The following is a 13,227-nucleotide window of genomic DNA, read 5'->3' on the forward strand; positions in this document are numbered from 1 at the left end:
TTAGAAGCCAAAGTGGGTCTTACTGAAAATCCTTGTCTCAACTTATTGCAGTCCCTCTCTCTTCCTCTTGCCAATTGCCAGCACATGCTGCTGAAAAGCCAGCAGGATAAGCTTTGCGATATGTCCGACCACAGGTGCGCCATACCTTGTCGTGAGGCAGGCACGTATGAGGAACATGAGGATATGGCAATTGTGTGGCGCTGTACTCTGCCTGGCCCTGATGGTGCCGGCACTGGCACTGGCGCAAACCGGAAAGACGATGATGCTGGAAGAACACAAGTGGAAAAACAGGTTGCTGTTGGTCTTTGCGCCTGACCAGAAGGATATAGGATTACGTGAGCAGATGAGCCTGATAGAAGAAAACGTGAAAGGGCTGCAGGACCGCCAGCTGCTGGTGTTGGAGCTGGTTTCCGGCGGAGAGCATGCCAAGCAGCGGCAGGAACTACTGAAGCGGTTTGGGGTGAAAGAGGACGCCTATACCTTGATTCTGCTCGGCAAGGACGGGCAGGAAAAGTACCGCAGTGCAAAGCCGGTTCGGATGGAGGAGATTTTCAGCATCATTGACCAGATGCCCATGCGGCAACAGGAAATGCGAAAGCAGGAGTAGTCCTACCTTATACCTGAAACCACTATGACTTTCGAGCCCCGCCCGCTGCACCAGAACGAAAGCCGCTCCCTTGCCGAGAGCGTCAGCTACCGCCTGTCTTCCTTTATCCGTTCCTTCACCAGGGTACTGTATGTCGGGTTGGGTATGGCGGTGGTGGGCGTGGTGATGAAGTTCCTTGGTATAGCAGCAGGCAGTTTCGTGTTCGTGTTTGCCATGGCGGTGCTCATGCTGCTGTTCCTGGTGCAGGTGGGGCTGTCGTTTTTCTACATCGTGTCCAGTGTACGGCTGGCTCTGCTCGGTTCCGTCAGCAGCCTGGCTCTGGTGCTAGCGCTGCTGGCGCTCATCTTCCGCTACCAACTCTGGTATGGTTGGCAGCTCCTGTTCTTTGTGGCAGCGCCGCTATACCTGTTGGCTGGTGTGCTGCTGTTCCTATACCTGCGGCGCTTCCGCCAACTGCACGAGCCGCTGCGAAAATTCCTGTACCGCAACCTGCTCATCCCCTTCGGCTTCCTGCTGGTGCTGGGCCTGGTCTCTTTCCTGGTCAGGGCGGAGGAATTTAACATAGCGGAGGATGATGTGCTGCGGGAGTCGCCGCTGGAGACCCACCCAGAGGCAGCTGACGACACAACCGGTATGTGGCGGGCATATTAAGTAGCGTTAGAAAGCCGTTTGCTATACCTGTCTGCCGGTGGGCTAGCTACTTCTTCGCGCAGCTTTGGTCCATTTGCTGCAACCGCTCTACCGGGAAGCCTTTGCTCCTGGCCTGCTGCACGAGCAGGTCAAAGATGGCTTTCTCCAGGGTGGGGGTGCGGGAGAGGAACCACAGGCTTTCTCGGTCCGGGGACCCCACCATCACGTAGCGGTAGTCCGGGTCAAGCTCCAGAATCCAGTAGTCTCCTTTGAAAGGCCAGAAGAACTGCACCCTGAGCTTGCTGTTGCTACTGCCCTCCACCGGAAAAGCCTTGCCTTTCACATCGCTCACCTTGCCTGTGGGACCGCCCTTGCGGCAGGAGTTGTATACCTCCACATAGCCCTCCTCCGCGTTGAAGGTATAATCTGCGGTGCTGCAGTGGCAGCCCTTGGCGAAGCGCTGTGGCAGGGAGGCGATTTCATACCATCGGCCCATGTAGCGCTTCAAGTCCACCTGAGGCACCGTCTCGAGTGGCGCATGGCTGCGGCTGCTGCGGCTGATGAGGATGACGCCCAGCAAGGCGGCGCCGACGGTCACGATGAGTTTTTCTTTTTTGGTGAAGGCCATGGCAAAGCTAGTTAGAGCTGCTTGGCCATCTTATAGTGTTGGATGGTGCCGAACAGCAGGTGTGACTTCTCTTCCATAGCATACCCGTTGCGCCGGTAAAAGTTCACGGCATTCTCACGGGCCTGCAGCGTCATGCGGCTAGCTCCCAGCCCTTTCGCCCGCTCTTCCATATAGGTCAGCAGCTGGTCGCCCAGGCGCTGGCCCTGTTTGTCCTCCCGGATGCCCATGAAGCGTATCTGCCCTTCCTGCGGGGTATGGAGGTGCAGCCGGCAAACGCCTACGGCCTCACCGGCCTCGTCCACCAGCATAGCGTGTATAGCGCTGGCATCGTCCTCGGCGCGCTCGCTGCCCTCCGGCTGGTTCCAGGGGCGACGCAGGGTGTCGTAGCGCAGGCGGTAGTACTGATGAAATTCCTCAGGGGTGGCGGGTTCTATGATTTTCATGGTGTATTGTTACATGTTGAATACTGAAAGGCAGTGGCCAGGCTATACCTCCAGCCCGTGCCTCCTTCACAGAAGCAGTTGGTATTTTAAAAGCAATTTAACACCCGACAGCAAACAATGGACAATAAAACTGGCAACAAATAGCAATCGACAATCAGATAAATAACTTTGTGGATTATTAACCGTGTAAAACTTAATTTCTGACATTAACCCGAATAAACTATGGCATCTTTCGACATTGTGAGCAAAGTGGACCCGCAAACCATGGACAACGCCGTGAACACGGCCCGCAAGGAAATCATGAACCGCTACGATTTCCGCGATACCAAAGGCAGCCTCGAGTTCGACAAGAAAAATAACGAAGTGCACATCAGCATGGAAAACGACATGCGCCTGCAGCACACCGAGGACGTACTCATCGGCAAGATGGTGAAGCAGGGCCTCGACGCCACGGCCCTCGATTTTTCCAAGGAAGCGTACCAGTCCGGTGCCATGGTCAAAAAGGACATCAAGGTGAAGGCAGGTATAGACAAGGAGACCTCCAAGAAAATCATGAAGCTGATAAAGGACAGCAAGGCCAAGGTGTCCGCGGCCATCATGGATGAGACCATCCGGGTGACCGGTAAAAAGATTGACGACTTGCAGCAAGTCATCGCTATTTTGCGTACAAACGCCGAAGAAATCGGTATGCCGCTGCAGTATGTGAACATGAAGTCGTAGCGCCTACTAACCCTCAATCCACTCACCGTATTCTATATGGAAATATTCGCTAATCCGGATACCTGGATAAGTTTGCTGACGCTGACCTTCATGGAAGTGGTGCTCGGCATCGACAACATCGTGTTCATCTCCATCATCGTGGGTAGGCTGCCGAAGGAGCAACAGGCGAAAGGACGCAACATCGGCCTGATGCTGGCTTTGGTCTTCCGCGTGATACTGCTCTTGTTCATCTCCTGGATTGTGAGCGCCAGCGACCCCATCTTCTCCATCAACCTGCCATTCACGGAAGAGGACTTCCCGGTTTCGTGGCGTGACATCATCCTCTTTGTGGGTGGTCTGTTCCTGCTGGCCAAGGCCGTGACGGAGATACACAACAAACTGGAAGGCGAGGAAGAGGAAGCCCAAGGCGCGAACAGGGTATACGCTACCATGGGTCAGGTCCTCGTCCAAATCATCCTCATCGACATCGTGTTTTCCTTCGACTCCATCCTGACGGCCGTTGGTCTGGCGCAGGAAGTCATCATCATGATTATCGCCGTGATTCTGGCCATGGGCATCATGCTGATTTTCGCCAAGTACGTGAGCGACTTCGTGAACAAGCACCCCACGGTGAAGATGCTGGCGCTGGCCTTCCTGATTCTCATCGGCTTCATGCTAGTGGTGGAAGCGCTGCACCAGCACATCCCGAAAGGCTACATCTACTTCGCCATGTTCTTCTCGCTTCTGGTGGAGATGCTCAACATGCGCCTGCGCAAGAAGACCGAGCCAGTTCAACTGCGGCAGAGCGAGATTCTGGAGACGGCGGAAGAAGAGACAACCGTTTCCTAAGCCTGCTACGGCCACGCTTTGCTACAGCGGCCCCTTCAATCATGTTGGAGGGGCCGCTGCTTTTTCAAAGAGTAGATCCGACCAAAGTATTCAAAAATATGTATACATTAGAAAAAGCAAATGTTTCACCCCATCCTGCTGCCATGCCTTACCGGAACCATCTGATTGCGCTTTTTCTGCTCATCGGCCTCACAGCCCTGTCTGTACTCAGTGTGCGGTGGATGCGGCCGCCGGAGGCCTTGCCGGCCAGCGCACCTGCCAATGAGTTCTCAGCGGAGCGGGCTATGGTGCACGTTCAGGAGGTGGCGCGGGAGCCGCATGCCATGGGCACCACAGCACATGCCCAGGTACGGCAATACCTGGTGCAGCAGCTGGAGGCACTCGGACTACAGACCGAGGTGCAGGAGGCGGTGCAGGTGAACGAGGTGGGACAGGCCAGCTATGTGGGACATGTGTACAACCTATTGGGTCGGTTGAAAGGGCAGCAAGCAGGTGGCAAGGCCGTGCTGGTGATGGCGCACTACGACTCGCAGCCCAACACGCCCGGTGCCGGAGACGATGCCGCAGGTATAGCCGCCCTGCTGGAAACGGCTCGTGCCCTGCAGCAGGGAGAGCCGCTGCAGCACGATGTGATTTTCCTGATGACGGACGGAGAGGAGTATGGCCTGTACGGAGCCAAGGCCTTCCTGAAGCACCCCTGGGCAGCGGAGGTGGGCGTGGTGGTGAACGTGGAGGCGCGCGGCAATTCCGGTCCCAGCATGACCTTTGAGATTAGCCCGGAGAATGGGTGGGTGGTGGGGCAGTTTGCCGAGGCGGTGCCTTATCCTTTTGCCAGTTCCATGATGTACGAGGTATACCGCCGCCTGCCCAACAACACCGATTTCACCGTTTTCCGTGATGCGGGCTACACCGGCGTCAACTCCGCTTTCATAGACAGGTTCGTGCACTACCACAAGATGACGGACACGCCGGAGAACCTGAACCAGAACAGCCTGCAGCACCACGGCAGCAACATGCTGGCGCTGGTGCGTCAGCTCGGCAGCATACCTCTGGACGATACCAAGGCCAGAGACAAAGTCTTCTTCAACCCTGCCGGAAGTTGGTTGGTGCAGTACCCGGCGGAATGGAACATCCTTTGGATGGCGCTCGTGACGCTGCTGCTGTTGGTAACGGTGCGGGTAGGCGTGCTGAAACGGGCCCTGACGCTGCCGCAACTCCTGGCCGGCTTTCTTAGCTTTGTGCTGATACTGGGTTTGGTGGCGGGCGTTTTCCTGCCGCTCAATTCCTTCGTGAAAGGCTTCCTGCCCTATACCCACGACACGAACGGGATATATGGCGAAGCGCGCTTCTTCATGGCCTACCTGCTGTTTGCGCTGGGCTTCTTCCTGCTGTTGTGTTGGCTGGCGACGCGCTGGCTGCGTCTCTTCTCGCTGGCGGTAGGCGCTTACGTGCTGTGGTTCGTGCTGCTGGTCATCACCTTCTTCCTGGTACCCGTAGCAGCCTATCTGTTCCTGTTCCCCTTGCTGTTCTGTCTCATCGGGGCGCTGGTCGTTTTTCTGTTGGTGCCGCACGAAAGGCCAGTAGGTTGGCTCTTCGCCATCGTGCTGCTGCTATCGGTGGTGCCAGCCGTTTTCATGCTCATGCCCATTGTTCGGTTCCTGTTTGTGGTGTTCGCGCTGCAAATGCCTGTGGCCATGGTGGCGCTGCTGGTGCTGCTGGCTGGCCTGGCTATACCTTTGCTGGTGGTCATTGAACGGAGCTTCAGCTGGCGGCAGGTGCCGCTGCTGCCCGTCTTGCTGCTGTGTGCTGGTGCGCTGGAGGTATCCAGAGCCATCACGGCCGAACAGCCTAGTGAAAAACAACCCTTGCACAGCCATGTGAGTTACTACCTCAACGCCGATGACGGGAAAGCGATTTGGGCCTCCGCCTACCAGCGCACCGATGACTGGAACAGACAGTTCTTTCCGGCCCCCATTACCGGAGCGCTCACCGAAATATATCCTATGGCAGAGCGAAAATACCTCAAAAACCAGGCAGAGGCGATACAGATCGAGGTGCCGGTGGCGGAGTTGCAGAACGAGGCCATAGAAACGGGTGAGCGGGTACTGACGCTCCGGCTGCGCTCTCCGAGAGGGGCCGCGCACATGGACCTGGTGCTACAGCCGCAGCAGGAAGAGGCGCTGCTGGGAGCCTCTATCAACGGCGCGCCGCTTAACTTGCAACCCATACAGGCCGGAAAGCAGAAGGCATACTTCGTCAAGGTGCACGGACTTCCGGAATCCAAGGAGGTGGAGCTGGAGGTGCGCCTGACGCAGAGCAGCAACCTGTTGCTATACCTGTACGACATCTCCATCGGGCTGCCGAAGCAGTTGGTGCGGGTGCCAATGCCCGACCACGTAGTGCCGGAACAAGGCCGCGAGAGCAACCTCACGCTGGTGCGGAAGTCCTATACCTTCTAGCGAGTTGGAGTACTGTAAGGAAGTGCTGCACTTTTAACCGTTTTTCGAGATTGGCTGAAACAGTGGGCCAGGTATGGGGTATAGGTATACAGTTGTATTACCCCTGCACCCATGCTGACCGATAAACTCCTGACGCTGGCCTTCGGCGTGATTTTCCTGTTGACCCTTGCCTGTAGCGACTCCCCTGAGACGAACAAGCACCAACAGATGACCTTATTGCCTGCCACGAAGACGAGTGGACAGACGGCTTTCTTTGATTACGCCGCCAGCACCAGCATGCTGCAGGTGGAACTAGGGCAACTGGCTGCTGAACGGGGGCAGCAGGAGCAGGTAAAAGCCATTGGGGAGCACGCACTGCAGCACCACACGCGTGCGCTGGCCGACCTCCGGAAAACAGTGGGAAAAGACCATCTCACCAGCATCCCCGACACCTTAGGAGCCGCCGACAAAGCCATTGTGGAGGAGTTCAGAAACCTGCCGGCCGCTGAATTCGACAACCGCTACCGCCACTACATCCTTTCCTCCCACACCGCGCAGTTGGAGCGCTACCAGGAAACCCTGCAAAAGACAGAGGAAGAGCACATCCGGGAATGGATAAACCAGATGCAGGTGCACCTGCAGGAGCGCATGCGCTTGGCTAACCAGGCAGGTATAGCCGCATCACAATAAGGAGAAATGGAAATAAATCTGAGCTGAGGGGTTTAGCTCCAGAGGTCGGCGGCTTTTCGGGCCATCCGGAAGAAGAGGTCTTTCTCGAGCCCAGCCACTTGGCGGGCTTCACACTCGCTATAGCCGTTTTCTGTGGCGTTGAGGTAGTCGTAGTACAGTTGGGCCAGCTCCAGCGAGTCGTCTTCGAACTGCTCCGTCAGGTTTTCGCGCTGGAGTGCTTCCGGCTCGAAGATTTTGGATGGGTACAGCTTGTCGAGTTGGTAAATCAGGTACTTCTGTGAGGTGTTGTCCGAGCGACTGCCGCCTCCCAGGAGCTGCTCCAGCGGCAGGTCATCATCGTCTTCCAGTTCCTCCTCAAACTCATCGTCATCCACGGCCAGAGGCTCATACACAATCAAATCAAAACCGGTGAGCTCCAGGTAATCTTCGAACTTCTCCTTGATGGGAATGAGAGTAGGGGAGTCGTGCTCGTTGTTGAGCACGTCGGCGATGTGCAGGGCGATTTCCTGGCCTCTTTCGCCAGCGCCAATCAGAATCTGGTTGAACTGGGTGAAGTCGCAGCCCAGGTAGATGAACTTGTACTCGTCGTCCAGCACGGTGAAGCACCAGAGGGTGATAAACTCCGTGTCATCAATCACGACTGTGTCGATGTAGAGCTCGTTTATCTGAATGTAGTAAGGCGAGTACTGCGGAGAGTCCATGGCTATGGTTAGCTATCGTTCTAGTTCAGTTTGGCAGCAGCCTGGCCGACTCCAATCAGGCGCTGTATTAGCGTATACGCAGTTTAGTTGCACATGGCAAAGTTTCTATATAGAAAGTAAGCGAAGGTGCCTAATCTTCGTGCCGGTAAATAAAGTGCAATATACCTCCAAGTATAGTCACACCGATACGTATAGCCCAGCCGATGGTTTCGCCCCATTGGTTCACCCAGTTGAGCGCCATCAGGTTAGCCCCTGTGAATCCGATTAAAAGTGACACAAAACCAATGATTAAGAGGAAGAGCCCGATGAATTTCATGCAGTTGCCGATTAAGGGTGTATGCCCATAGGAAGAAGCATGTTACGACACTCAATTCCTTGCCTGACATGCCTCTAGTATAGCGCACGATAAATATATAAAAATTTATTTTCAGTGCAAGTCTCCTGGCCGGGTGCTCTGCCCGCTCTCATTGTACTTTTGCCAGTTCAGGACCACAGCCGCTCCAGCAGTCGCTGCACGTTTTTGTAGGCGAGCTTCTCTAGCTGCTCCTGCGTCAGGTGCTGCTGCAGGCGGCCCAGCAGGTAGGTATAGCTGTTGCCGGCCTGCTCGTGCTCCGCAAAGTAGAAGGGGTAGCGGGTCGGATCCGGGAAGTCGGCGAAGTAAAAATAATCCGCCCCAAAGCAGATGGCTTCCTCGGCGCCGTGCCCAAAACCGTACAGGATGTGGTGCAGCATGGCCTCAGGATCCTCCGTGTTCACAAAAGCCCGCACGAAGTTCATGCCGATGATGCCTTTGCGGTGGATGATTTCCTGCACCAGCTCATCGGGCAGGTTGCGGTTGTGTTCCCATACCTGCCGGAAGTTGGAGTGGCTGGCAATCACCTGTATGTCGAGCCGCTCCTGGTCAATGTGCTGGAGGATATCGAATGCAAGCGCGTCGCTGGTATGGGAAAGGTCCACGGCTATTTTGCGGCCGTGCAGGTAGTCGAGCAGCATCTTCCCGTCTCGGGTGATGCCGCGGTCGGTCATGTTGCCGCCCCCGAAGCGGTTGCCCATGTGGTGGGTGAAACTGATGTAGAGCAGCCGCTCCACGTTCTCGATGATTTTCTCCAGTTTCCTGAAGCCGTCCTCGAGCGGTTCGTCCTCCTCGCAAAAGCCGGAGGCGTTCTCGATGGCGGCCACCATGCCAATGCCGCTCTCGCTTTGCATGGCCTGCCGGAGAGAGGTTATATCTGTTACCGGTTCCAGGCAGTCCTGCTTGCTGATGGCTAGTTCCCGGAATATCTCGGCCTGCAGCCGCGCATAGTCGGTGCTGCCCGGCGCGGTGGCGCAATAGATGGCCATGGTCTGCAGCTTCACGTTGCCCTGCGCGAGCGCCGGCGTGGCGCAACCTATCTCGTTCACGTTGTCAATCAGGGAACCCGGCACGTCGGACAGGTATACCAGCAGGTCGCAGTGCATGTCGATGATGGGGATTCGGGAAGGAGAGAGCATAGGTATGGGTTTGTTTCCGGCTTAAAATACGCAGAAGCCGGCGAGAAAGCTATACAACAGCTGTCATTCCGACGAAAGGAGAAATCTTATACCCTTCTTGCCGCAAATCTGGCGTCAGCGCAGATGCGGCTTTATGCAGACTCAGATTGACACCGGTAGGGCGTAGATGAAGATACCTCAAGTGTGAACCGACTGGCAGGCTTCACCGCGAGTTCCCGCTGCGCTCGAACAGGCGGTGGCTAGGGTGTTAGATTTCTCCTATCGTCGAAATGACAGAAACGGTAAGGAATGACAAGGAGAGTGGCAGCCAAATAAAAAAAGCCGGAGATTTCTCCCCGACCTCTTTTTATCAGTTTCAATGTAATTTAGTTCTCAAAGCCCTCGTCGTCCCCGCCATTCTGTTCGCTTGGTCTGCGGCGCTCGCGGTTGTTGCCCTCGCTGTTGAGGCGGTAGGTGAAGCCCAGGTAAATGATGCGGCTCTGGCGGCGGTTCTCGCTCTCGGTTCTGAACTCAGGGCCAAAGCTCACGAAGTTGAATTGCCGTGTGTTGAACACATCTGACACACGGAGCGAGATGGTAGCGTTCTTTTTGAGTACGTCTTTTTTCATGGCCAGGTCAGCGCTGAACATCTGCTCCATGCGGCCCTGAATGTCGGCTGTCGGGGCGCGGTAGAAACCGGACAACTGGATGTTCAAATCTTCCCACAAGGTAAATGTTGAGTTCACCTTCGAGTTCCAGCTGAACTGCGCGTTGCTCAGTTCTGTGTCGCCCTGGGTGGTGTTGAGCTGCGTCCGGAAGCCGGAGATGCTGCCGTTGATGCGCCACCATTTTGTAGCCGGGTAGTTGAACCCGAGCTCTGCCCCATAGGCCCGGTTGTCGGAGATGTTCAGGAAGGTCGTCTCGGTGGCAGGTATGGTGTCGTTGCCAACTACCACCTGAGTCCCCATCCGGAAGCGTTCTATTTCATCCAAGGTATGGCGGTAGAAAACAGTCGCGTTGATGGAGGCTTCGCCCCAATACTTCAAATAGCCCAGCTCTAGGGAATTGACAAACTCCGGCTTGAGGTTAGGGTTGCCATAGTCCACGCTGAAACGGTCCGAGCGGTCCACAAAGGGGTTCAGGAAACGGCTGCGTGGCCTGTTGATGCGGCGGCTGTAGCTGAACTGCAGCTTGTTTTCCGGGTTGAAGTCCTTGGTGATGAAGAACGTCGGGAAAAGGCTGAAGTAGTCGTTGTCGCTCTTTTTATCCTCGGTGCGCAGGTCCGTTTTAGTTACGGTCTGCTCGGCGCGCAGCCCGACCTGGTAACTGATGGACTTATACTTGTTGCTGTAGTTCGAGTAGACAGAGTAGATGTTCTGGTCGAAAACGAAATGGTTGCTCTGGTCGGTGCTGTATACTAGGTCGCCGGTTTCGTTGTTGCGGTTAAAGAAACGGGAGTCTTCGTCCAGACGCTCAAGCGAACTGCGGAAACCCGCCTCAAAACGACTGTCCTCCGAGATGGGGTGCACGTAATCGGCTTTGGCGACTATTTCCCGGTTGGCATCGTCTACTAATGTCTGCTGCATCTCCGGAAAGCTACCTTGCAAGCCACTCCGCTCGTTGTACAGCGCCACTTCGTCGTCGATGTTGGTGTTGTAGACGATGTCGGCCGTCAGTTCCTGTCCCTTTTTCTCGAAGGTCTGTCGGTAACCCAGCGTCACATCCACAGCGTTCTCATTTTCCTCCTCGTCAGTTTCGCGTGTGCGGGTGTTCACCAGTTGGCGATTCTCATCCTCGAAACGGTAGAGGATGTTGTTATACCCGGTGTCTTTGCCGAAGCGGTAGATACCGGAAGCTGACAAGGTATGGCGGGGCGTAAGAAAATAATCAGCGCCTAGCCGGAAACTGTGCGAGACGTCCTTGCTATTGCGTGTGCCTTCCTGCAGGCGGTAACTGGTGCTGTCCTGCTGCCCCAAGTCGTTCAAGTGGTAGTTGGTTGTAAAGCTGTTGCTCTCCCCGGGCCGGGTGCGCTGTCTGAAATCGTAGCCGGAGTTCAAAGACCACTTATAGTAGCGGTAGTTCAGGTTGAGCGAAGTATTGTAGTTGTCGTAGGTGCCGGCCGTGACAGAGGCAGAGCCATTGAAGCCGGGCTTTTTCTCCTTCTTCAGCACCAGGTTGATGATGCCTGAGGTTCCTTCGGGGTTGTACTTGGAGGATGGGTTGGTAATGAGTTCGATGCTCTCAATCAGGTTAGCGGGAATCTGGTCGAGAGTAAGGTTGGAGAGAGCGGAGCGCTTGCCGTCTACGAGGATGGTGACGTTCGAGCTCCCGCGCATGCTCACATTGCCGTCCACATCCACAGTCACCGAGGGCAGGTTCTGCATCACCTCGGCCACAGAGCCGCTTTCGGCATTGATATCCTGGCTTACGTTCACGACCCGCTTGTCCAGCTCGAACGATACGATGGGCCGCTCTGTCACAATTTGCACTTCTTTCAGCCGGGTGGCGCCGCCACGCACAGGTATAGCGCCTAGCTGTAGGTTGGCATTGGCTGCCGTGATGGCGATGTTGGGTATGAATTTGGTAGGATAGCCCACCGACGAAATGCTCAAAATGAAGCGCCCCTGAGGTACGCGGGTCAACTCGAATTTCCCCTCTATGTCAGAAGTGGCGCCGGTTACCAGGCTGGAATCCTGGGCGGAGAGCAGCACTACGTTGGCAAAGCCGAGTGGCGCCTTGGTTTCTTCGTCCTGTACTGTGCCGTAGATTCGACCCTGTGCGGCGGCCTGAGGTTGTGCCTGAGCCAGGAGCGTAGTGCTGGAGATAAATAGTAAAAAAAGAACGAGGGGAAATGGTAAAGTATAAATTTTCATAATTTCTTATACGGGTAATAAAAGAAGGTGCTTTTGTTGCCTTAGGGTAAGGGAGGCAGCAGACGGGAGCGGAATTGAAAGGCGATTACCGGGGTACGCCGCTGTTCTTTTAACGGAAATGGCGGTTTCCCCCGGCTCAACTTTTAGCCACAGGTATGACAAGCATCGGCCGGGAAGGTTTAAACGGAGTAGTTAAAAAAATCAGGAAGTATAGTGGAGAGGCAAGGAGGCCTTCTGTTTCAACTGTCTAGCCAGTGATTTTGCTCAGGAAATCCCACACCACCACACCGGTTGCCACCGAAATGTTAAGCGAATGCTTGGTACCGAACTGGGGAATCTCCAGCACAAAATCAGAGTGGTTAATAACCTCCTGCTCCACACCGAACACCTCGTTGCCCAGTACCAGCGCGTAGTGCTGTTGCGGTTCAGGTATAAACTTATCAAGCTTCACACTATTTTCCGCCTGTTCCACCGAGCCAATCTGATACCCTTGTTCTTTGAGTTGCTTCACCAGTTCCAATGTATCGGGCACATGCTCCCATTCCACGGACTCCGTGGCGCCAAGCGCCGTCTTCTCGATGTCGCGGTGGGGCGGGGTGCCGGTGATGCCGCACAGGTATACCTTGCTTACCATAAAAGCATCGGCGGTGCGGAAAACAGAGCCCACATTGTTGAGGCTGCGCACATTGTCGAGCACCAAGACTAACGGTATTTTTTTCTTATTTTTGAATTCTTCAACCGAGTCGCGGTTGAGGTCGTCCATGGAGAGTTTGCGCATTTTTAGGTTCAAATGATGTTCAAGCTAAAGCTGAAAGGCTTAGCAGGTATAGCAAAGTGCCATCGCTTCTTACAAAGGTCCGGCAGACAGGGGAGAAATCAAACTGAATAGTGGGTGTTGATTGTTGTAGGGAAGTAGAAGTGTGTTGAGGGATAAGTGAATTTGGAGCGGTTCAGCCCCCTTCGAAGGTTAACTTTCTGCCATAGTCAATTTTCAGGTATAGGCTTTGTAGCATATGAGCCCTGGCAGGTATAGCAGACTTACTTACAACCTCTACTATAAAGCAACGACCTTAGCTAGGTGCACTACTTGGCGCTCCACTGTTCGAGCGGTCAGCGAGTGGGGGTAGGGGCCCTCGAGAAAGGAGCGTCTTGATTCTTTTGCTTATTTTGGGGGTAGGGGCCCTCGATTCTCAGCAAGG

At 55.1% G+C, this 13,227-nt stretch carries 13 protein-coding genes; 6 read left to right on the plus strand and 7 right to left on the minus strand.

What is annotated here, in order from left to right; translation table 11 throughout:
* Positions 1–166: 166 nt before the first annotated feature.
* On the plus strand, positions 167–607 hold the full coding sequence (locus B051_RS0102885; RefSeq protein WP_245539564.1) for a DUF4174 domain-containing protein: 441 nt from the start codon (positions 167–169) through the stop codon (positions 605–607).
* A 24-nt stretch (positions 608–631) separates the two neighbouring features.
* Entirely contained in the window at positions 632–1,258 is a 627-nt protein-coding gene (locus B051_RS0102890) for a hypothetical protein (RefSeq protein ID WP_018476676.1), read from the plus strand.
* A 46-nt stretch (positions 1,259–1,304) separates the two neighbouring features.
* Here B051_RS0102890 and B051_RS0102895 read toward each other — a convergent pair whose 3' ends face one another.
* Together B051_RS0102895 and B051_RS0102900 are read right to left on the minus strand one after the other, a co-directional pair.
* On the minus strand, positions 1,305–1,865 hold the full coding sequence (locus tag B051_RS0102895; RefSeq protein ID WP_018476677.1) for a lipocalin family protein: 561 nt from the start codon (positions 1,863–1,865) through the stop codon (positions 1,305–1,307).
* A gap of 11 nt (positions 1,866–1,876) precedes the next feature.
* Entirely contained in the window at positions 1,877–2,308 is a 432-nt protein-coding gene (locus tag B051_RS0102900) for a GNAT family N-acetyltransferase (RefSeq protein WP_018476678.1), read from the minus strand.
* A 222-nt stretch (positions 2,309–2,530) separates the two neighbouring features.
* Here B051_RS0102900 and B051_RS0102905 point away from each other — a divergent pair, with 222 nt between their 5' ends.
* From B051_RS0102905 to B051_RS0102920, 4 genes are all read left to right on the plus strand, one after another.
* Complete coding sequence (locus tag B051_RS0102905; protein ID WP_018476679.1) at positions 2,531–3,028, plus strand: YajQ family cyclic di-GMP-binding protein; 498 nt, start codon at positions 2,531–2,533, stop codon at positions 3,026–3,028.
* 36 nt (positions 3,029–3,064) lie between these two features.
* Positions 3,065–3,856 (plus strand): TerC family protein, encoded by a 792-nt coding sequence (locus tag B051_RS0102910; protein WP_026236151.1) that lies wholly within the window; start codon positions 3,065–3,067, stop codon positions 3,854–3,856.
* Between the two features lie 98 nt (positions 3,857–3,954).
* A complete protein-coding gene (locus B051_RS0102915; RefSeq protein ID WP_245539565.1) occupies positions 3,955–6,315 on the plus strand; it encodes a M20/M25/M40 family metallo-hydrolase in 2,361 nt (786 codons plus the stop codon).
* A gap of 111 nt (positions 6,316–6,426) precedes the next feature.
* A complete protein-coding gene (locus B051_RS0102920) occupies positions 6,427–6,984 on the plus strand; it encodes a DUF4142 domain-containing protein (protein WP_018476682.1) in 558 nt (185 codons plus the stop codon).
* Positions 6,985–7,016: 32 nt separating this feature from the next.
* On the opposite strand, the gene B051_RS0102925 is transcribed toward B051_RS0102920, so the two are convergent.
* The 5 genes from B051_RS0102925 to B051_RS0102945 all read right to left on the minus strand — a co-directional run bounded on the left by B051_RS0102925 (position 7,017) and on the right by B051_RS0102945 (position 12,806).
* The gene (locus B051_RS0102925; protein ID WP_018476683.1) at positions 7,017–7,685 is read right to left on the minus strand and encodes a hypothetical protein; all 669 of its coding nucleotides are present in this window, start codon (positions 7,683–7,685) and stop codon (positions 7,017–7,019) included.
* Between the two features lie 130 nt (positions 7,686–7,815).
* Positions 7,816–8,001, minus strand: coding sequence for a hypothetical protein (locus tag B051_RS0102930; protein WP_018476684.1), 186 nt, complete (start codon positions 7,999–8,001; stop codon positions 7,816–7,818).
* A 167-nt stretch (positions 8,002–8,168) separates the two neighbouring features.
* Positions 8,169–9,176 carry a dipeptidase gene (locus B051_RS0102935; protein WP_026236152.1) on the minus strand — a complete coding sequence of 336 codons (1,008 nt, stop codon included), beginning with the start codon at positions 9,174–9,176 and terminating at the stop codon, positions 8,169–8,171.
* Between the two features lie 365 nt (positions 9,177–9,541).
* Positions 9,542–12,028, minus strand: a complete 2,487-nt coding sequence (locus B051_RS0102940; protein WP_018476687.1) for an outer membrane beta-barrel family protein — start codon at positions 12,026–12,028, stop codon at positions 9,542–9,544.
* A 247-nt stretch (positions 12,029–12,275) separates the two neighbouring features.
* Entirely contained in the window at positions 12,276–12,806 is a 531-nt protein-coding gene (locus B051_RS0102945; RefSeq protein ID WP_033316639.1) for an RNA methyltransferase, read from the minus strand.
* Positions 12,807–13,227 lie beyond the last annotated feature (421 nt).

Origin of the sequence: Pontibacter roseus DSM 17521 (assembly GCF_000373265.1) — a bacterium.
GTDB classification, from domain to species: domain Bacteria; phylum Bacteroidota; class Bacteroidia; order Cytophagales; family Hymenobacteraceae; genus Pontibacter; species Pontibacter roseus.